The organism is Streptomyces sp. NPDC002776 (genome assembly GCF_053592195.1).
The window spans coordinates 39,574-58,869 of record NZ_JBSFVG010000003.1 but is presented as its reverse complement, the minus strand read 5'-3'; the positions used below and the strand labels follow the sequence as shown (position 1 = coordinate 58,869).

The window sequence follows — 19,296 nt, the reverse complement described above, 5'->3', positions numbered from 1 at the left end:
GGGCGGTCCCCACGAGTGGGGCGGGATTGGCTTCCAGTCTACCGGTAGCGCCGACAGTGATGGGGGTTTGCCGGTACCTGAGTCCGCATGTGCCGCCCTGAACCGGTCTCTCCCGACTCCCCATATACGGAGCGGGGCTCCAAGAGGCTCACAGCGGCACTCAGCGCTTCGAGGTGTCAACCCTTTGCTACTTGGGAGTCAGGTCGCCCGCACGAGGGGATCCGCGACCGCGTTCAGTGCTACGCCGGAGCCGTCCCGAACTGCCGGTACGTGATGTACGTCACCCATAGGTGTCGCCGGGTCCGGTGCTGCCCGGGGCCCTGAGGGGGCCGTAGCGGCGTTCGGGGCCGCCGGGGCCCAGGACCTTGATCACCTTCACCGTGCCGTGCCCGAGATCCTCGTTCAGCCGGGCCACCAACTGCGGGGCGAGCAGCCGCAGATTCGTCGCCCAGGCCGTCGAGTCGCACCGCACGACCAGCACCCGCTCGTCCTCGTCGTAGGTCTGCGGCTCGCAGTGGTTGGCCAGGTCCGGCCCCACGATCTGCGGCCAGCGGCCCATCACCCCGCCCACCGCGGCCGGCGCCTCCCAGCCGCGCTCGGTGATCAGCCGGTTGATGGCGGCACCCAGCGCCATCGGGTCGCGGCCGTCGGCGCGCGCACCGGAGCGCAGGCCGCCGCCGCGCCGCGCCTGCCTCTTCTGCTGCGCCGCGTCCCCCCGCGCGCGTGCCTGTTCCTTCGCCGCGCGCAACGCCACGCGCGCGAGGTCGACGCCGGACGGCTCGGGGGCCTTCTTCACCGGCTCCTCGGCCTTCTTGGGGCCCACAACTTTGCGGGGATCGTCGGCGGTCATACGCGCTCCACCGCCCCCTCGGCCACGGCGTACCGCGCCCCCGCCAGCACGTGCGGCACGTCGTCCTCGACCGCCGCCGTCACCAGCACCTGCTCCCCGGGGGCGACCAGCTCGGCCAGCCGCTCGCGGCGCCGGGTGTCCAGCTCGGCGAAGACGTCGTCGAGCACGAGCACCGGCTCATTGCCCTCGGCCCGCAGCAGGTCGTACGAGGCCAGCCGCAGTGCCAGCGCGTACGACCAGGACTCGCCGTGCGAGGCGTACCCCTTGGCGGGCAGCTGCCCCAGCTTGAGCAGCAGATCGTCGCGATGCGGACCCACCAGGGTGACGCCCCGCTCGATCTCCTGCTTACGGGCGTCCGCGAGCACGGACATCACCTGCTCGTACAGAGCCTCACGCGTGTGTGCCTCGCCGGGCGCGGACGGCTTGTACTCCAGCGCCAGCGGGCCGCCGCCGGGCGCCAGCTGCTCGTACGCCTTGTCCGCCAGCGGCTGGATCGCGGCGATCAGGTCCATGCGCTGGGCGAGCAGTTCGGCGCCCGCGCGCGCGAGGTGCTGGTCCCACACGTCGAGGGTGGACAGGTCCATCGAGCGGCCGCCGTGCCTGCGGGCGAGTACGGCCGACTTCAGCAGGGTGTTGCGCTGCTTGAGCACCCGGTCGTAGTCGGAGCGCACGCCCGCCATGCGCGGGGAGCGGGCGGTGATCAGCTCGTCGAGGAAGCGGCGGCGCTCACCGGGGTCGCCCTTCACCAGCGCCAGATCCTCCGGCGCGAACAGCACCGTACGCACGATCCCGAGGATGTCCCGCGGCCTGACCTGCGACGATCTGTTGATCCGGGCGCGGTTGGACCGGCCGGGGTTCAGCTCCAGCTCCACCAGCTGCTGCCGCTCGCCCTGCCGGATCTGCGCCCGGATGATCGCGCGGTCGGCGCCCATGCGCACCAGGGGCGCGTCCGAGGCGACGCGGTGACTGCCGAGGGTGGCGAGATAGCCGACGGCCTCGACGAGGTTCGTCTTGCCCTGGCCATTGGGGCCCACGAAGGCGGTGACGCCCGGGTCGAGCGGAACCTCGACCCGGGCGTACGAGCGGAAGTCGGCGAGCGACAGATGCGTGACGTGCATGGTGGTGCGCCGACCTCCCCCGGTGCTGGTTCTCGCTGGTTACTGCTTCTTCTCGACCGCGTGGCCGCCGAACTGGTTGCGCAGCGCCGCGATCATCTTCATCTGCGGGGAGTCCTCTTGGCGGGAGGCGAACCGCGCGAACAGGGACGCCGTGATCGCGGGCAGCGGCACGGCGTTGTCGATGGCGGCCTCCACGGTCCAGCGGCCCTCGCCGGAGTCCTGTGCGAAACCGCGCAGCCGGTCCAGGTGCTCGTCCTCGTCGAGGGCGTTGACCGCGAGGTCCAGCAGCCAGGAGCGGATGACCGTGCCCTCCTGCCAGGAGCGGAAGACCTCCCGCACGTCGGTGACGGAGTCGACCTTCTCCAGCAGCTCCCAGCCCTCGGCGTAGGCCTGCATCATCGCGTACTCGATGCCGTTGTGGACCATCTTCGCGAAGTGCCCGGCGCCGACCTTGCCGGCGTGCACCGAGCCGAAGTCGCCCTCGGGCTTGAGCGCGTCGAAGACCGGCTGCACCTTGGCGACGTTCTCCGCGTCGCCGCCGTACATCAGGGCGTAGCCGTTCTCCAGGCCCCAGACGCCGCCGGAGACCCCGCAGTCGACGAAGCCGATGCCCTTGGCGGCCAGCTCCTCGGCGTGCTTCTCGTCGTCCGTCCAGCGGGAGTTCCCGCCGTCCACGACGACGTCCCCGGGCTCCAGGAGCTCGGCGAGCTCGTCGATGGTCGACTGGGTGGCGGCACCGGCCGGGACCATCACCCACACGACGCGCGGGCCCTTGAGCTTGCCCACAAGCTCTTCCAGGCTGTGGACATCCGCGAGGTCCGGGTTGCGGTCGTATCCGACGACGGTGTGGCCCGCGCGGCGGATCCGCTCGCGCATGTTGCCGCCCATCTTGCCGAGGCCGACGAGACCGAGCTCCATCAGTTGTTCCTTAGGTTGCTGTGGCGTGACTGGCACCTTCGTACCCATGTCCGAGCCTAAACCCGGACCGTCACGCACACCTGTGGGCATACGCGCTCAAACGTATGCCCCGACCTGCGGTGTTGCCGTCAGCCGCTGAGCCGGACCGGCATGATCAGGTACTTGTACGCCTCGTCCGCCTCGGCGTCCACCGCGGGCTTGCCGCTCAGCAGCGCCGGCTTCGTCGAGGTCGTGAACGACAGCTGGGCCACCGGGGAGTCGATCGCGCTCAGGCCGTCCAGCAGGAAGGTGGGGTTGAAGGCGATCGAGATGTCGTCGCCCTCCAGCTGCGCGTCGACCCTTTCCACAGCCTGTGCGTCGTCGCTGGAACCGGCCTCCAGGATCAGCACGCCCTGCTCGAAGCTGAGCCGCACCGGGGTGTTCCGCTCGGCCACCAGCGCCACACGCTTCACGGCCTCCACGAACGGGGCCGTCTCGATCACCGCGACGGAGTTGAACTCGGTCGGGAACAGCGTGCGGTACTTCGGGAGGTCGCCCTCCAGCAGCCGGGTCGTCGTCCGCCGTCCCGCGCCCTCGAAACCGATCAGGCCCTCACCGGCACCGGAGCCGGACAGCGCCAGCGTCACGCTGTCGCCGCTGGTCAGTGCCTTGGCGGTGTCCAGCAGCGTCTTCGCGGGCACCAGCGCGACCGCGGACGCGTCAGGGTTCTCCGGCTTCCACAGGAACTCACGGACCGCGAACCGGTAGCGGTCGGTGGAGGCCAGCGTGACCCGGTCGCCCTCGATCTCGATGCGCACACCGGTCAGCACCGGCAGCGTGTCGTCACGGCCGGCGGCGATGGCGACCTGGGAGGCCGCGGAGGCGAAGACCTCACCGGGGACGGTCCCGGTCGCGGTCGGCATCTGCGGCAGCGCCGGGTACTCCTCCACAGGCAGGGTGTGGAGGGTGAATCGCGAGGAGCCGCAGACCACGCTCGCCCGTACACCGTCTGTGGAAATCTCCACCGGCCGGTTCGGCAGCGCACGGCAGATGTCGGCGAGCAGCCGGCCGGAGACGAGGACCGTGCCCTCCTCCTCGACCTCGGCGTCCACCGACACGCGTGCGGAGACCTCGTAGTCGAAGCCGGACAGGCTCAGCTGGCCGTCCTCGGCCTTCAGCAGCAGGCCGGCGAGGACAGGGGCCGGCGGGCGGGCCGGGAGGCTGCGCGCCGCCCAGGCCACGGCCTCCGCGAGTACGTCGCGTTCCACCCGGATCTTCACTGTTGCCGCCTCCTGCTGTTGCCGGCGCTTCTCGGCCTGCCTGGCTTCGTCGTCTGTCGCGGTGTCCTCGGTCCCTGTGTTCGGGGAGGGACACCGGGGAACAGTCTGACGCACGGCACTGACAGTAGGTGCCCCTCGGGGTCAAGTCGTGACGAGGGGCAGCCGGGAGCCGGAGGGCGAGTTGTGCACAGGACCCACTTCGAAACGGATTCCCAGCTCTCTCTAGTCGTCAGTAGTAGTAGGGCCTGTGGAAACCGTGGATAACTCCGTTTGCCCAGCTCAGGGCGCAAATTTTGTCCACCGGTCCTGTGGGCGGAGGCGGTGGACAACCGGGCGTATCTGTGGAGAACAGAAAGTTCTGCACACCCCGTGCACAGGTTGAGGCGAGTTCTCCCCAGCACCGTCCCCAGGTTTACCCGGCTTTCCCACAACCCAACCCGGCACCTTCGTGTGACGCCTTTCACTCGCGTCGGTGAGAAGGTGCGTCGCGTTGCCGAACAGTGGACAACCATGTGGAGAAACCGGCGATCGCTGGGGACAACCGGCCCCAGCCTGTGGGTTGCCGGTGGACAACTCCGTGCACACCCTGTGGACCGACGCGTTGTCCACAGTCTGTGGAGATCCTTCGTCCACGAATCCACAACCGGCTGAGCTGGGCTGATGGTCTTTCAACAGCGCAGCCTGTGGACACGATCTGGACAACTCCGCAGTCCCCAGGATGTGGACGGAAGAAAGTCACCGAATCTGTGGAGAGTGGCCGTAACCTCGCAGGTAATCGAACACCGGGTGACACCGGCACAACGAGGAACGCCCCCCGGATCTTCTCCGGAGGGCGCCCTGGATGCCGTGTCGGCGTGGCTGTCAGCCGTTCTTGATGCGGTTGGTGAGCTCGGTGACCTGGTTGTAGATGGAGCGCCGCTCGGCCATCAGATTGCGGATCTTGCGGTCCGCGTGCATCACCGTCGTGTGGTCGCGGCCGCCGAAGAGGGCGCCGATCTTGGGCAGCGAGAGGTCCGTCAGCTCACGGCAGAGGTACATCGCGATCTGGCGGGCCGTCACCAGCGCGCGACCGCGCGAGGTACCGCACAGGTCCTCGACCGTGAGGCCGAAGTAGTCCGCGGTGGCGCCCATGATGGCCGTCGAGGTGATCTCGGGGGCGGAGTCCTCGCCGCCCGGGATCAGATCCTTGAGGACGATCTCCGTCAGGCCCAGGTCCACCGGCTGCCGGTTGAGCGAGGCGAACGCCGTCACCCGGATCAGCGCGCCCTCCAGCTCGCGGATGTTGCGCGAGATCCGCGAGGCGATGAACTCCAGGACCTCCGGCGGGGCGTTGAGCTGCTCCTGGACGGCCTTCTTGCGCAGGATCGCGATACGGGTCTCCAGCTCGGGCGGCTGGACGTCGGTGATCAGGCCCCACTCGAAACGGTTCCGCAGCCGGTCCTCCAGCGTCACCAGCTGCTTGGGCGGCCGGTCGCTGGAGAGCACGATCTGCTTGTTGGCGTTGTGGAGCGTGTTGAAGGTGTGGAAGAACTCCTCCTGCGTCGACTCCTTGTCCGCGAGGAACTGGATGTCGTCGACGAGCAGGATGTCCATCTCGCGGTAGCGCTTGCGGAAGCTGTCGCCCTTGCCGTCGCGGATGGAGTTGATGAACTCGTTGGTGAACTCCTCCGAGCTCACGTAGCGCACGCGCGTGCCGGGGTAGAGGCTCCGCGCGTAGTGCCCGATCGCGTGCAGCAGGTGGGTCTTGCCGAGTCCGGACTCCCCATAGATGAAGAGGGGGTTGTACGCCTTCGCGGGCGCCTCGGCGACGGCGACGGCGGCCGCGTGGGCGAAGCGGTTCGACGCTCCGATGACGAAGGTGTCGAAGAGGTACTTGGGGTTCAGGCGCGCGGTCGGCTCGCCCGGCCCGGTGGCCGGCGCGGGCTTCGCGCCCAGCGGACCGGGGGCGCCGCCGGCGGAGGGCATCGAGGACCCGGCCGGTCCGCCGCGGTGCCCGTGACCCGGGCCGGGGCCCGTGCCGCCGGACGGCTCGTGGCGCTCACGGCGGGAGTCGCGCTGGTCGTAGTCGGAGCGGCCCTGGCCGTAGTCGCCGCGCGGTTTGTCGTAATCGGGGCGCGGCTTGTCGTAGTCGGAGCGCTGACCCTCGTACTCGGAGCGCTGGCCGTCGTAGGGCGGGCGGTCCATCGACTGCGGGCGGTAGTCCTGCTGCTGACCGTAGCCGTCCTGGCCGTAGCTGTCCTGGGACGGCGACGCGTAGGGGTCGCGCTCGGGGAAGCCGAGGCGCTGCTGCTGCCAGCTGTACTCGTCCTGCTGCGGACGCGGCCAGGCGCCGGGCTCGGGGCGCTGGTACTCGGACGGGTAGGCGGGGCGGGCCGTCGGGAGCTGGTCGCCCTGATCGGACCGGGCCGGGTAGGCGTCGCCGTCGGCGCCGCGGTGGCGGCCGTAGCCCCCCTCGTACTGGCCGGAGGGGAGCTCGGGCTCCTCGTAGCGCGGCTGGGAGCGGGGTGCCGGAGAGGGCGAGGGATCGCCGGCGGAGTCGTCTACGGTGATCGCGATGCGGATCGGGCGCCCGCACTCGCGGCTCAGGGTCTCGCTGACGACCGGCGCGAGACGGCCCTCCAGTACGCCCTTCGCAAATTCGTTCGGTACGGCGAGCAGGGCGGTGTCCGCGACCAGAGCCAGGGGCTGACAGCGGCGGATCCAGTGCTCGTCCTTCGCCTCGACCCCCTGGCCCCGGCCCTCACCGAGGAGCTGCTCGAGTACTCGTGGCCACACTGCGGCAAGATCGGCAGGTACGTCAGCCACAGGGCACGCTCTCTCACGGGTCCCACGAACGTGTGATGTGGGACGAATCGGGATTCAAATCGGGTGGGACGGGCGAATCGGAGTTCAGCCACGGTAGTCAGGGCGACGGGTGCGGTTCAAGTTGTTGTCCCCAGCCTGTGGACAGTGTCTCCCGGCTGCCCCTGGTTTGACCGGATGGCGTAGCCCCGCGTACCGTAACCAGGTCGAGTTGTCGATGGCTGCTGCCGCCTGCCTCCGATGGGCACAAGATCACGTCCCCGCCAGTGCGGGGGTGAACCGGTGATCGGGAAGCGGTGCACTCGGGCGTAACGCGAGCTACTCGTGGGCGCACGGTGACAGCCAGGACGGCACCCGCAACCACCGATTTGATTTCTGGAGCCCCCGAGTGAGCAAGCGCACTTTCCAGCCGAACAACCGTCGTCGCGCCAAGACCCACGGCTTCCGGCTGCGTATGCGGACCCGTGCCGGCCGCGCGATTCTCGCGACCCGCCGTAGCAAGGGTCGCGCCCGACTGTCCGCCTGATCCCGGTCAGGTCATGCCGTCGTGCTGCCCACCGAGAACCGGCTGAGGCGGCGCGAGGACTTCGCGACCGCGGTACGACGGGGCCGCCGGGCCGGCCGTCCGACCCTCGTCGTCCACCTTCGTAGCGGTGCCACGGACCCGCACGCGCCTGGGGAGAGCGCTCCCCCGACGCGTGCGGGTTTCGTCGTGAGCAAAGCCGTCGGCGGTGCGGTCGTGCGCAACAAGGTGAAGCGCAGGCTTCGCCATCTGGTGCGCGATCGGGTCGACGTCTTTCCCCCCGGTAGCCTGGTAGTCGTACGAGCGCTGCCCGGTGCGGGTGACGCGGACCATGCACAGCTGGCCCAGGACCTGGACGCCGCTCTGCAGCGGCTGCTGGGAGGGGGCGCGCGATGAAGTACCCGCTACTGGCCCTGATCAAGATCTACCAGTGGACGATCAGTCCGCTGCTGGGGCCGGTCTGCAAGTACTACCCGTCGTGCTCTCACTACGGCTACACAGCCATCGACCGGCACGGTGCGGTCAAGGGCACGGCGCTCACGGCCTGGCGCATCCTGCGCTGCAACCCGTGGTCGCTGGGCGGTGTGGACCATGTCCCGCCGCGCAAGCGCCCGCGATGGCACGAGATGCTGCGGGGCGCATGGCGCGCACGCAAGGGCGGGCCCTCCGCCGCCGAAACGGCCACCGAGGACCATGGTTCTTCGAGCCCGGCCGCAGAGACCCCGTCCCATGCCCAAGGAGCATGATTAGTGGACACGATTGCCAGCCTCTTCAGCTTCATCACGACACCCGTTTCCTGGGTCATCGTCCAGTTCCACAAGGTGTACGGCGCCCTCTTCGGCGAAGACACCGGGTGGGCCTGGGGCCTGTCCATCGTGTCCCTGGTGATTCTGATCCGTATCTGCCTGATCCCGCTCTTCGTGAAGCAGATCAAGGCGACCCGGGCCATGCAGACGCTGCAGCCCGAGATGAAGAAGATCCAGGAGCGCTACAAGAACGACAAGCAGCGCCAGTCCGAAGAGATGATGAAGCTGTACAAGGAGACGGGTACCAACCCGCTCTCCTCGTGCCTTCCCATCCTGGCGCAGTCGCCGTTCTTCTTCGCGCTGTACCACGTGCTCAACAGCATCGCGAACAACGACACCATCGGTGCCATCAACCAGGGCCTGCTGGACAGCGCGCAGAAGGCCCACATCTTCGGTGCCCCGCTGGCCGCGAAGTTCACCGACAGCTCGTCGGACGTCGCGGCGCTGGACGCCTCGCTGACCACCGTCCGCATCGTCACCGCGGTCATGATCGTCCTGATGTCGGCGTCGCAGTTCTACACGCAGCGCCAGCTGATGACGAAGAACGTCGACACCACGGTGAAGACGCCGTTCATGCAGCAGCAGAAGATGCTGCTGTACATCTTCCCGGTCATGTTCGCCGTCTTCGGCATCAACTTCCCGGTCGGTGTCCTCGTCTACTGGCTGACCACCAACGTGTGGACCATGGGCCAGCAGATGTACGTGATCCACAACAACCCGACCCCGGGTTCCAAGGCGCAGGCCGCCTACCTGGACCGCCTCACCAAGCACGTCACGCAGCACGGCAAGGCGCGCCGGCGCAGCCAGCGCGTCATCATCAAGGCGATCGTCGCCAAGGGCCGTGACCGCAACGAGTACGAGCGCAAGTTCATCAACGGCCTGAACAAGGCGGGTCTTGCCGCGCAGACCGACGGCAGTGTGGTGAAGAGCGAGTCGCCCGTCGCCGTCGAGACCGAGGACGGTACGCCCACGACGGCGCCCAAGCGCCAGCAGCCCAAGCGGCAGAGCAAGTCCCGGCGTCAGTCCGCCGTCGCGAAGGCACCGGGCGGTGAGCCCGAGGCCAAGACGTCGCTGACCAAGTCCGATGCGCCGGAGGACGCCAAGCCGCCCGCTGCCAAGAAGGGCGGCTCCGGAACCCGCAGCAAGGCCCAGTCCGGACAGCGCAAGGGTCCGCAGCGGCCCAAGTCCCCGTCCAAGAAGTAAGAAGGAGTCCATCCCGTGACGGAAGGCACCACCTCCGCCGCTGCCGAGGGTGCAGACACCCTGACCCGCCTGGAGCAGGAGGGCGAGATCGCGGCGGACTACCTCGAGGGTCTGCTCGACATCGCCGATCTCGACGGCGACATCGACATGGACGTCGAGGCCGACCGCGCCGCTGTCTCGATCATCAGCGACGCGGGCAGCCGCGACCTGCAGAAGCTGGTCGGCCGCGACGGTGAGGTGCTGGAGGCACTCCAGGAGCTCACGCGCCTGGCCGTGCACCGGGAGACCGGCGACCGCAGCCGGCTGATGCTGGACATCGGCGGCTACCGTGCCCAGAAGCGCGCCGAGCTCTCCGAGCTGGGCGCCAAGGCGGCGGCCGACGTCAGGAACACCGGCGAGCCGGTGAAGCTGAAGCCGATGTCGCCGTTCGAGCGCAAGGTCGTGCACGACGCCGTCAAGGCCGCGGGTCTGCGCAGCGAGTCCGAGGGCGAGGAGCCGCAGCGCTTCGTCGTCGTGCTGCCCGCCTGATCGGTCCGTACGTTCCTCCGGCCCCGTCTGCCCGGCAGGCGGGGCCGAACTTTGTCAGCCTGATAGTTCTGGTGGTTCTGGTGTCGGCGCCCGGGTGGCGCTGACACGGTACGGAAGGACGGTCCCTCGTGACGGAGGCAGCGGAGCTCCCCCCCGCGCCCGAACAGGCGCGTGAGGTGTTCGGTGATCGCTTCGCGGACGCGGTCCGATACGCGGAGCTGCTCGCGGAGGCGGGCGTGCAGCGCGGTCTGATCGGGCCCCGTGAGGTGCCCCGGCTCTGGGAGCGGCATCTGCTGAACTGTGCTGTGCTCTCGGAGGTCGTGCCCGAGGGGGTGACGGTGTGCGATGTCGGGTCCGGGGCGGGACTGCCCGGCATTCCGCTGGCCCTGGTCCGGGAGGACCTGAAGATCACGCTGCTGGAGCCGCTGCTGCGCCGGACGACCTTTCTCACCGAGGTCGTCGAGCTGCTGGGCCTCGATCATGTGACCGTCGTCCGGGGCCGTGCCGAGGAGGTCATGGGCAAGATCCAGCCGGTCCATGTGGTGACGGCACGGGCCGTGGCCCCGCTGGACCGGCTGGCGACCTGGGGCATCCCACTGCTCCGCCCGTACGGGGAGATGCTCGCGCTCAAGGGCGACACCGCCGAGGAGGAGCTGAAGAGCGCCGCCACGGCGCTGAGCAAGCTCGGCGCGGTGAGCACCTCCGTCCTGCAGGTCGGCGAGGGCCTGGTGGACCCGCTCTCGACGGTGGTGCGGGTCGAGGTCGGGGAGAGCCCCGGCGGGGTGCGCTTCGCTGCGAAGCGGGCGAAGGCGGCGCGGACCGGACGGGCCCGACGGCGCCGTTGAGCAGGGGGGCGTCTCTGAACCGTCCTGAGGACGAGACGTACTCCACACAAGCTGCCAAACCTACGCATGCCGGAGTGTCGGCGGCGAATCGGCCTCGGCTGCTGTGCATCGTGTTTCACGTGAAACGTCGCTCACTGTTGCACGGCATCATCGGCCGGGGCCGCGCCGCGGCCGAACCCCGCGACCGTAAGCCTCTCGGGTCACTCGGAGGGGCAAAGGAGTTGTCCACAGAGGTGGATTTCTCCACAGAAGACCAGGGCTCACTGGTTCACGACCCCGAAGACATGGGAGGCTCTGTTCATTGCGAGCCTGAAGTCGAGGAGAGTGAATCCTTGCGGTCCGACGCCAACATCGCGGGACCGATGACCGATCCGGTCCCCGGTCCCCGTACCGAGTCGATGGGGGACGATGTTTCACGTGAAACACCGCCCCCGATGGACGACACTCCCATCGGTCGTGCTGCCCAACTGGCGGTGGAGGCTCTTGGCCGTGCCGGTGAGGGTCTTCCACGGCCCGACCAGACCCGGGTCATTGTGGTCGCCAACCAGAAGGGTGGTGTCGGCAAGACGACGACGACCGTCAACCTTGCCGCGTCGCTGGCTCTGCACGGTGGCCGTGTCCTGGTGATCGACCTCGACCCCCAGGGCAACGCGTCCACGGCCCTGGGCATCGACCATCACGCCGAAGTTCCGTCGGTCTACGACGTGCTGGTCGAGAGCAGGCCGCTCGCGGAAGTCGTCCAGCCCGTCCCCGATGTCGAGGGTCTCTTCTGTGCCCCCGCCACAATCGATCTCGCCGGTGCGGAGATCGAGCTGGTGTCCCTGGTGGCACGCGAGAGCCGGCTTGAGCGGGCGATTCAGGCGTACGAGCAGCCGCTGGACTACATCCTCATCGACTGCCCGCCCTCCCTCGGCCTGCTGACGGTCAACGCCCTGGTGGCCGGGCAGGAGGTCCTGATCCCGATCCAGTGCGAGTACTACGCCCTGGAGGGCCTGGGTCAGCTGCTCCGCAATGTCGAACTGGTACGGGGGCACCTCAACCCCACCCTGCATGTGTCGACGATCCTGCTCACCATGTACGACGGCCGGACGCGCCTCGCGTCCCAGGTCGCCGACGAGGTGCGCAGCCACTTCGGCGACGAGGTGCTGAGGACGAGCATTCCGCGCTCGGTCCGGATCTCCGAGGCACCGAGCTACGGCCAGACGGTGCTGACCTACGATCCGGGATCCAGCGGCGCGCTGTCCTATCTTGAGGCGGCACGAGAAATCGCGTTGAGGGGTGTCGGCGTCGGCTATGACCCGACCCACGCCCACGTCGGCGCACAGAGCGACCCGAGCATGGTGGAGGGGATCCAGTGAGTGACCGACGGAGGATTGGTCTGGGCCGTGGCCTGGGCGCACTGATCCCTGGCCCAGCGGACAGCACGGCGGCCCCGGCCGCGGCGGGAAGCGTCGCGTCCGCGTCGCCGACGGCCGTTCCCGTGCTGACCACCGATCGTGGCGTGGCCGCGGCGAAGGTGACCGCGCTGCCGCCTGTTTCACGTGAAACAGAGGAGCCGTCGGTAAACGGCACGGCGGAGATGCCCGCGCCTCCCATCGGCGCCCACTTCGCCGAGCTCCCTCTCGACTCCATCTCGCCGAACCCGCGCCAGCCGCGTGAGGTCTTCGACGAGGACGCGCTTCAGGAGCTCGTCACCTCCATCAAGGAGGTCGGACTCCTCCAGCCGGTCGTCGTACGCCAGCTGGCTCCGGGCCGCTACGAACTCATCATGGGTGAGCGGCGCTGGCGGGCTTGCCGTGAGGCGGGCCTGGAGGCCATCCCGGCGATCGTGCGAGCCACGGACGACGAGAAGCTCCTCCTCGACGCGCTGCTGGAGAACCTGCACCGCGCCCAGCTGAACCCGCTGGAAGAGGCCGCCGCCTACGACCAGTTGCTGAAGGACTTCAACTGCACGCACGACCAGCTGGCGGACCGCATCGGCCGTTCCCGCCCTCAGGTCTCCAACACCCTGCGGCTGTTGAGGCTCTCGCCGAAGGTGCAGAACCGGGTGGCGGCTGGCGTCCTTTCCGCCGGGCACGCGCGGGCGCTGCTCTCGGTGGAGGACCCGGAGGAGCAGGAGCGGCTGGCCTACCGTGTGGTGGCCGAGGGCCTCTCGGTCCGGTCCGTCGAGGAGATCGTCACCTTGATGGGCTCCCGGGCCCAGAAGGCGCCGAGGGCCAAGGGGCCGCGCGCCGGTGGCCGGGTCTCCCCGGCGCTGACCGACCTGGCGACCCGGCTCTCGGACCGCTTCGAGACCCGCGTGAAGGTCGAGCTGGGTCAGAAGAAGGGCAAGATCACCGTCGAGTTCGCCTCGCCGGACGACCTTGAGCGGATCCTGAACACGCTCGCCCCGGGCGAGCGGCTCGCTCTCCAGAAGAGCCTCCTGGAGGACGGCGCGGAGGACACCGAGGACTGACCTCCTGGGACTTGTGCCAGAGCGGACCCGCTGAAGGGCGGGCCGTGTCCGGTCGTACCGGAACACGGCCCGCCCTTTGCCTTCTCCCGGTATCGATGCCAACGCATCGTGGATACGATGCGATCGGGTATGGCGCATCCACCTGGCGGCACCTCTTAGGGGAGGCGGGGGCCATGCGAACGGTGAGCCGGACCGGACTGGTGAGCGCGGGTCTCGGCCTGGGGGCGGTCGGCGGGTTCGTCGGCAGCCTGCTCAGGGAACGGAGCGCCCTGACAGCCGCCCGTGACGCAGCGGGCGAGGGAAGCGAGGATCAGCCTTCATGGGGCGTCGGCTCGTACCGCTCACGCTGGACAACCTTCAGGACATTCCCCAGCGCTGCCGCTCGTGTGTCTTCTGGGAGCTGGATCCCGTCAGCGGCAAGGCCGCGGTAACCGGCGGCACGTCGGAGCTGGAGAAGGAATCCTGGATCTCCGCCGTGCTGCTGGACTGGGGGTCCTGCGGCCGGGTCGTCTACGTCGACGACGTCCCGGTGGGCTTCGTGCTGTACGCGCCTCCGGCCTACGTCCCCCGCTCGACCGCGTTCCCCACGAGCCCGGTGTCTCCGGACGCCGTCCAGCTGATGACGGCGTTCATCCTGCCCGGGTACCAGGGGCAGGGGTTGGGGCGGGTGATGGTGCAGACGGTCGCCAAGGATCTGTTGCGGCGGGGCTTCAAGGCGATCGAGGCCTTCGGTGACGCGCGCTGGAAGGAGCCCGGGTGCGTGCTCCCCGCCGATCACTTGCTGGCCGTGGGCTTCAAGACGGTACGGCCTCATCCGGCCTACCCGCGGCTGAGGCTGGAGCTGCGGACGACGCTCTCCTGGAAGGAAGACGTGGAGATGGCGCTGGACCGTCTGCTGGGGGCCGTGCAGAAGGAACCGGTGCTGCGGCCGCTGTGAGACCTACAACGGACACAGCAAAAGGGCCGGCCCACATGGGCCGGCCCTCTTCGTGTTTCACGTGAAACAACGGCTAGTCGGCGATGAAGTCCTCGAGGTCGCGGATGATCGCGGCCTTCGGCTTCGCACCGACGATGGTCTTGGCGACCTCGCCGTTCTGGTAGACGTTCAGCGTCGGGATGGACATGACGCCGTACTTGGCGGCCGTACCCGGGTTCTCGTCGATGTTCAGCTTGACGATCTCGATCTTGTCGCCGTACTCGGCGGCAATGGCCTCGAGGGACGGCGCGATCTGGCGGCACGGACCGCACCAGGCGGCCCAGAAGTCCACCAGGACGGGCTTGTCGCTCTTGATGACGTCCTGCTCGAAGGAGTCGTCGGTCACATTCTTCAGGGTGCCGGCCACGGCGGGCTCCTTAACTGGTTGGTGCGTGGGGCGGGTGGAGGTCAGACGGCGGCGGTCTTCTCGGGCTCGGCCTTCTCCTCGTCCGCGAGGGCGGCGAGGAAGCGCTCGGCGTCGAGGGCGGCGGAACAACCGGTGCCGGCGGCGGTGATCGCCTGGCGGTAGGTGTGGTCGACCACGTCGCCGGCGCCGAAGACACCGGCGAGGTTGGTGCGGGTGGAGGGGGCGTCGACCTTGAGGTAGCCCTCCTCGTCGAGCTCCAACTGGCCCTTGAAGAGTTCGGTGCGCGGGTCGTGGCCGATCGCGATGAAGAGGCCGGTGACCGGAAGGTCGGAGAGCTCGCCGGTCTTGACGTTGCGCAGCTTCAGAGCCGCGAGCTTCTGGTCGCCCTGGACCTCGGCGACCTCGCTGTCCCACACGAACTTGATCTTCGGGTCGGCGAAGGCACGGTCCTGCATGGCCTTGGAGGCGCGCAGGGTGTCGCGACGGTGGACGATCGTCACCGATTTGGCGAAGCGCGACAGGAAGGTGGCCTCCTCCATCGCGGTGTCGCCGCCGCCGATCACGGCGATGTCCTGGTCCTTGAAGAAGAAGCCGTCACAGGTGGCGCACCAGGAGACGCCGCGGCCGGAGAGGGCGTCCTCGTTCGGCAGGCCGAGCTTGCGGTGCTGGGAGCCGGTGGCGACGATGACGGCCTTGGCGCGGTGGACCGTGCCCGAGGTGTCGGTGACGGTCTTGATCTCGCCGGAGAGGTCGGCGGAGACGATGTCGTCCGGGATGAGCTCGGCGCCGAAGCGCTCGGCCTGACCGCGCATGTTGTCCATGAGCTCGGGGCCCATGATGCCGTCCTGGAAACCGGGGAAGTTCTCCACCTCGGTGGTGTTCATCAGGGCGCCACCCGCGGTGACGGCCCCCTCGAACACCAGCGGCTTCAGCGACGCGCGCGCGGTGTAGAGCGCCGCCGTGTAGCCGGCGGGCCCGGAGCCGATGATGATCACGTTACGGACGTCGCTCACGGCTTAGTTCCTCGTCTCTGGACTGCGTCATAGGTCCGGTGGGAGCCCGTTTCAGGACTCTCACCCCACCCAACGGATCCTAAGGGGCGCGCATTCCCGCTGTGTCCGGGCACACGAAGGGGCGACACCGCTTAGCGCCTACCACGCAGGGCGGAGACGAAGCGTCCACGCCTGGGAACAGGTGCTCAGGAGGTGCGGGTATAGGTGTGGGTCAGCAGAACGTCGCCCTTGCCCACGGAGGGGTCACTCACGCAGGCCGTGTCCACGATGTACGCGGTGACCTTCGTGGAGTCGGACGGGTCGGACAGGACCACCAGCAGCGCCTCGGTGCCCTGGTAGATCCCTTCCTCGGTCACCAGGGCGGTGTCGTTGCGCCCGATGCCGTCCTGCACGCAGCCGGGGACCGTCGGCTGCTTGAAGACATGGGGCTCCTTGGAGCCGGGAACGGATTCCACGCCCATGCTGCTGAGCGGTGTCCGGCCGTCGCCGGTGGTCTTCTCGGCGAGGAGATCGTCGACCTGCTGCTCCAGGGTGCTCGCGGCGAAGGTGTCCGAGGCGGTGGCCTGCCTGCTCTCGCTCTCGGGTCCGCCGTCCGATCCGTCATGGAGCGAGGACAGCAGTACGGAGCCGAGTCCGAGGGCCGCCACGGTGAAGACGGTTCCGAGGACGGCGATACGACGGCGTCCGCCCCGTCGTCGCTCCTTGCGGCCGGGGCCCGTGGTCGAGGGGCGGGCGTGGCCCGCGGGACGGTCCGCCGTGACCGATGTTTCACGTGAAACACGCGCCTCGTCGTCGGAGCGCTGGGGCGTGCCGAGCGGCACCGAGGGCGTCGCGTCCTCCGGAGCCGTGGCGTCGAGCAGCGCCTCCGCGGCAAGTGCGGCGTCGATCCGTCCGGCGACGTCGGCAGGCATCAGCGGGGGTCCGGGCAGGGTGCCCAGCAGTCCGCGGATCTCCTCCAGGGACGCGTAGACGTCCGCGCACAGGTCGCACCCCGTGAGGTGCTGTCGTACGTCCGCGCTGCGGGACGCGGGAAGCAGGCCCTCGGTGAGGTCGGAGAGCTCGGTGACGTCCGGGTGCCCGGCCGTGTCTGTCGTCGACGTCACGCTCGCCCACCTCCGCCCTTCACAGCAGCTGAATCACTTGGCCCGGCGTCGCCCGGACCTGCGGCATGCGGGGCCGCTGCCGGTGGGACGGATGTCCCCTCCGCACGGTTCCGCCCCTCGCGCGCTTCCTTGCCGGTGTTTCCCGGCCGCAGATGGGTGAGCAGCGGCAGCAGTCTGGCTCTGCCCCGTGCACAGCGGCTCTTCACGGTGCCGGTGGGGACGTCGAGGATGCGGGCGGCCTCGGCGACGGGGTAGCCCTGCATGTCGACGAGAACGAGCGCAGCCCGCTGATCGGGCGGGAGCGTGGCGAGGGCTTCCAGCAACTGCCGATGCAGATCGTTCCGCTCGGCCGGCGCGGCGGCCGACTCATGCGGCTCCAGGAGTTGTTCGAGCCGCTCGGTGTCGTCGACGGGGGAGGTCTTGCGGGAGGCCGCTTTACGGGCCCGGTCGAGACAGGCGTTCACCGTGATCCGGTGCAGCCAGGTCGTGACGGCCGACTGGCCCCGGAAGGTGTGGGCGGCGCGGTAGGCGGAGACCAGCGCGTCCTGAACAGCGTCAGCGGCCTCCTCGCGGTCGCCGAGCGTCCGCAGGGCCACGGCCCAGAGCCGGTCGCGATGGCGGCGCACGAGTTCGGCGAAGGCGTCGGGGTCGCCCTCTACGTGGCGGGCCAGGAGGTCCTGATCGCTAGCGTCGGCGAGTGCGGTGCTGTCCGCCATCGGACCCCCTCCCCTCCAGCCTCAGCCGGTCACCTTGATGTCCATGACCCTGCCGCGCCACTTGCCGTCGTCCGCCTGTATCGGCAGCTCGGTCAGCCACACCAGCAGGTACCGGGAGTTGAGGCTCTTGCCCGGCTTGAGCGTCACCGTCGTGCCCGAACCCTCGGCCACCTTGGCGTAGCTCTCCAAGGACGTCGGCACCGCACCGGTGCTGCTGGAAGCGGCACGGAGTTCGACAGATGTACTGCCCATGAAGGAGACGGTCACCTTGCCGACCCGCTGGGCCTTGCCGAGGTCGAGGATGACGCCGACGCCCGGCTTCAGGTTCCCGAAGGTGGCGTTCCCGTAGAAGCTGGTCTGCCAGAACGACGCCGGGTCGGCGTCGTAGACCTTGTACACGTCCGCCGGGTACTCGGTACCGTCGTCGCCGAGCGGGTCGAAGTCATGAGCCTCCTGGATGGCGATCGGCTTGCCTGCCGTCGGCTTCTTCGGGCTCTTGTCGTTCCCGTCGGTCGTCTGCGTCTGGTTGGTGTCCTCCGCCTTGTTGCCCTGGTCCATGAGGGCGTCGGCCAGTTGCCAACTGCCCAGGCCCAGGGCGGCGATGAGCAGCGCGGAGACGGCCCACTTCAGGGCCCTGCCGGTGCGGCTCTGGAGCGGGGGCGGCGGGGTCGGGACCGGCTGGACGGCGCCGGGGTGCGGGGACTGGCGGCCGTAGGTGCCCTGCTGGTACGTCGTGTGCTGGTAGTCCGGCGGTGCGGTGAACGCCGGCTCCGGCGGGCGGATGCGGGGCATCTCGCTGATCGCCTTGACCAGTTCCTCCGGCGTGGTGCACGGGGACTCGTGGCGGGAGGCGGTCGCGCCGTCGTTGACGAGCGCGCGCATGGCCAGCTCGGACAGCCCGCGGTGCACACCGGCCCGCACCTGGTCGGGCGCGATCAGACCGATATCCTTGGGCAGCCCGGTCAGACCGTAGGCGTCGTTCTCGTACGGCCAGCGCTGGGTGAGCCCCGCGTACAGCAGGGCCCCGATCGCTTCGGTGTCGGCGCGCTGCGGGGTCTCCGAACTGATGCCGCGCAGGGCGGCGTTGACGGCCAGTCCGCGGATGCGCCACTGACCGGTCGAGGTACGCAGCACCGCGTTCGGGTTCAGCCGCAGATGCGCGAGGCCCTCCCGGTGCGCGGCGGCCATGGCGGCGGCGACCTGGGAGACCATCTGGTAGCCGTCGTACGGCTCCAGCGGACCGGCGGAGAGCAGGGCGGTCAGCTCGGTGGCGTCGGGCAGCCACTCGTGGACGACGTAGACGACGTCGTTCTCCTCGACGGCGTCCAGCACCTGGACGAAACGCGGGTCACCGAGCAGCGCGGAGGAGCGGGCGGCGGCCAGCACGGAGCGGGCCCGTGAGTGGTCGGCGGGCAGGATGTGGACGCCGACGGCACGCCGCAGTTTCTCGTCCACCGCACGCCAACTGCTGAACCCGTCCAAACGGGTGACGCACTCCTCGAGCCGGTAACGTCTGGCGAGCTTGTGACCGCTGTGCAGTTCGGGCGGTGAGGCCTTCCCGGAACCCTCGGTCCCGCCACTCCCCTGTGCCTCGTCGGTGTCCGTGTCCCGCTCCCGATTCTGGGCCACCCCGTCGGCCGTGGACTGGTCCGCCTGAGCGGTCAGCGGCTCGTCGCCGCTGTTGTCTGCCACGTCGACGGCAGCCGTGCTCCGTTCTGCCACCGTCGCTCCTGCCTCCCCATCCGTTGGGCGCTCCAGACGCCGAAACCAATTGTGCCCACAGTCCGCCGCAATGCACGACACGCGGTGGCGGA

19 protein-coding genes are annotated in these 19,296 nt (G+C 69.2%); 9 read left to right on the top strand and 10 right to left on the bottom strand.

From position 1 onward, the window contains the following. Positions 1-280: 280 nt before the first annotated feature. From ACWD11_RS07850 to dnaA, 5 genes are all read right to left on the bottom strand, one after another. Positions 281-850 (bottom strand): DUF721 domain-containing protein, encoded by a 570-nt coding sequence (locus ACWD11_RS07850; RefSeq protein ID WP_451281923.1) that lies wholly within the window; start codon positions 848-850, stop codon positions 281-283. Then, on the bottom strand, positions 847-1,968 hold the full coding sequence (gene recF / locus ACWD11_RS07845; protein WP_451281921.1) for a DNA replication/repair protein RecF: 1,122 nt from the start codon (positions 1,966-1,968) through the stop codon (positions 847-849). The genes ACWD11_RS07850 and recF overlap by 4 nt, the downstream gene beginning before the upstream one ends. A gap of 39 nt (positions 1,969-2,007) precedes the next feature. Then, positions 2,008-2,886 carry a phosphogluconate dehydrogenase (NAD(+)-dependent, decarboxylating) gene (gene gnd, locus ACWD11_RS07840; protein ID WP_389416615.1) on the bottom strand — a complete coding sequence of 293 codons (879 nt, stop codon included), beginning with the start codon at positions 2,884-2,886 and terminating at the stop codon, positions 2,008-2,010. A 128-nt stretch (positions 2,887-3,014) separates the two neighbouring features. Continuing rightward, positions 3,015-4,145 (bottom strand): DNA polymerase III subunit beta, encoded by a 1,131-nt coding sequence (gene dnaN / locus ACWD11_RS07835; protein ID WP_389416614.1) that lies wholly within the window; start codon positions 4,143-4,145, stop codon positions 3,015-3,017. A gap of 861 nt (positions 4,146-5,006) precedes the next feature. Continuing rightward, positions 5,007-6,950 carry a chromosomal replication initiator protein DnaA gene (gene dnaA, locus ACWD11_RS07830; RefSeq protein WP_389416613.1) on the bottom strand — a complete coding sequence of 648 codons (1,944 nt, stop codon included), beginning with the start codon at positions 6,948-6,950 and terminating at the stop codon, positions 5,007-5,009. A 385-nt stretch (positions 6,951-7,335) separates the two neighbouring features. Between dnaA and rpmH the strand changes: the two genes are divergently transcribed. The 9 genes from rpmH to ACWD11_RS07785 all read left to right on the top strand — a co-directional run bounded on the left by rpmH (position 7,336) and on the right by ACWD11_RS07785 (position 14,244). Then, positions 7,336-7,473, top strand: coding sequence for a 50S ribosomal protein L34 (gene rpmH, locus ACWD11_RS07825; protein ID WP_003975051.1), 138 nt, complete (start codon positions 7,336-7,338; stop codon positions 7,471-7,473). A 21-nt stretch (positions 7,474-7,494) separates the two neighbouring features. After that, positions 7,495-7,866: a ribonuclease P protein component gene (gene rnpA, locus ACWD11_RS07820; RefSeq protein WP_186287966.1), complete on the top strand. Its 372-nt coding sequence runs from the start codon at positions 7,495-7,497 to the stop codon at positions 7,864-7,866. Continuing rightward, positions 7,863-8,216: a membrane protein insertion efficiency factor YidD gene (yidD, locus tag ACWD11_RS07815; RefSeq protein ID WP_389416611.1), complete on the top strand. Its 354-nt coding sequence runs from the start codon at positions 7,863-7,865 to the stop codon at positions 8,214-8,216. Before rnpA ends, yidD begins: the two co-directional genes overlap by 4 nt. 3 nt (positions 8,217-8,219) lie before the next feature. Continuing rightward, complete coding sequence (gene yidC / locus ACWD11_RS07810; RefSeq protein WP_389416610.1) at positions 8,220-9,479, top strand: membrane protein insertase YidC; 1,260 nt, start codon at positions 8,220-8,222, stop codon at positions 9,477-9,479. A gap of 15 nt (positions 9,480-9,494) precedes the next feature. Beyond that, positions 9,495-10,007, top strand: coding sequence for a Jag family protein (locus ACWD11_RS07805; protein WP_250073626.1), 513 nt, complete (start codon positions 9,495-9,497; stop codon positions 10,005-10,007). Positions 10,008-10,135: 128 nt separating this feature from the next. After that, positions 10,136-10,852 (top strand): 16S rRNA (guanine(527)-N(7))-methyltransferase RsmG, encoded by a 717-nt coding sequence (gene rsmG / locus ACWD11_RS07800; RefSeq protein ID WP_389416609.1) that lies wholly within the window; start codon positions 10,136-10,138, stop codon positions 10,850-10,852. 284 nt (positions 10,853-11,136) lie between these two features. Beyond that, a complete protein-coding gene (locus ACWD11_RS07795) occupies positions 11,137-12,210 on the top strand; it encodes a ParA family protein (RefSeq protein WP_389417000.1) in 1,074 nt (357 codons plus the stop codon). Beyond that, entirely contained in the window at positions 12,207-13,307 is a 1,101-nt protein-coding gene (locus tag ACWD11_RS07790; protein ID WP_389416608.1) for a ParB/RepB/Spo0J family partition protein, read from the top strand. The genes ACWD11_RS07795 and ACWD11_RS07790 overlap by 4 nt, the downstream gene beginning before the upstream one ends. A gap of 319 nt (positions 13,308-13,626) precedes the next feature. Continuing rightward, positions 13,627-14,244 (top strand): GNAT family N-acetyltransferase, encoded by a 618-nt coding sequence (locus ACWD11_RS07785; RefSeq protein WP_451281917.1) that lies wholly within the window; start codon positions 13,627-13,629, stop codon positions 14,242-14,244. Between the two features lie 73 nt (positions 14,245-14,317). Here ACWD11_RS07785 and trxA read toward each other — a convergent pair whose 3' ends face one another. From trxA to ACWD11_RS07760, 5 genes are all read right to left on the bottom strand, one after another. Beyond that, positions 14,318-14,650 carry a thioredoxin gene (gene trxA / locus ACWD11_RS07780; RefSeq protein ID WP_451281915.1) on the bottom strand — a complete coding sequence of 111 codons (333 nt, stop codon included), beginning with the start codon at positions 14,648-14,650 and terminating at the stop codon, positions 14,318-14,320. 41 nt (positions 14,651-14,691) lie between these two features. Further along, complete coding sequence (trxB, locus tag ACWD11_RS07775; protein ID WP_451281913.1) at positions 14,692-15,663, bottom strand: thioredoxin-disulfide reductase; 972 nt, start codon at positions 15,661-15,663, stop codon at positions 14,692-14,694. Positions 15,664-15,848: 185 nt separating this feature from the next. Next, positions 15,849-16,766 (bottom strand): anti-sigma factor family protein, encoded by a 918-nt coding sequence (locus ACWD11_RS07770; RefSeq protein ID WP_451281911.1) that lies wholly within the window; start codon positions 16,764-16,766, stop codon positions 15,849-15,851. After that, on the bottom strand, positions 16,763-17,482 hold the full coding sequence (sigM, locus tag ACWD11_RS07765; protein ID WP_389416603.1) for an RNA polymerase sigma factor SigM: 720 nt from the start codon (positions 17,480-17,482) through the stop codon (positions 16,763-16,765). The genes ACWD11_RS07770 and sigM overlap by 4 nt, the downstream gene beginning before the upstream one ends. A gap of 21 nt (positions 17,483-17,503) precedes the next feature. After that, positions 17,504-19,204: a protein kinase family protein gene (locus tag ACWD11_RS07760; RefSeq protein ID WP_451281909.1), complete on the bottom strand. Its 1,701-nt coding sequence runs from the start codon at positions 19,202-19,204 to the stop codon at positions 17,504-17,506. Between the last annotated feature and the right edge of the window lie 92 nt (positions 19,205-19,296).

Coding starts and splice junctions, on each gene's coding strand:
- ACWD11_RS07850 (WP_451281923.1), bottom strand. CDS start 850: ATGACCGCCGACGATCCCCGCAAAGTTGTGGGCCCCAAGAAGGCCGAG.
- recF (WP_451281921.1), bottom strand. CDS start 1,968: ATGCACGTCACGCATCTGTCGCTCGCCGACTTCCGCTCGTACGCCCGG.
- gnd (WP_389416615.1), bottom strand. CDS start 2,886: ATGGAGCTCGGTCTCGTCGGCCTCGGCAAGATGGGCGGCAACATGCGC.
- yidD (WP_389416611.1), top strand. CDS start 7,863: ATGAAGTACCCGCTACTGGCCCTGATCAAGATCTACCAGTGGACGATC.
- ACWD11_RS07795 (WP_389417000.1), top strand. CDS start 11,137: ATGGGAGGCTCTGTTCATTGCGAGCCTGAAGTCGAGGAGAGTGAATCC.
- ACWD11_RS07785 (WP_451281917.1), top strand. CDS start 13,627: ATGGGGCGTCGGCTCGTACCGCTCACGCTGGACAACCTTCAGGACATT.
- sigM (WP_389416603.1), bottom strand. CDS start 17,482: ATGGCGGACAGCACCGCACTCGCCGACGCTAGCGATCAGGACCTCCTG.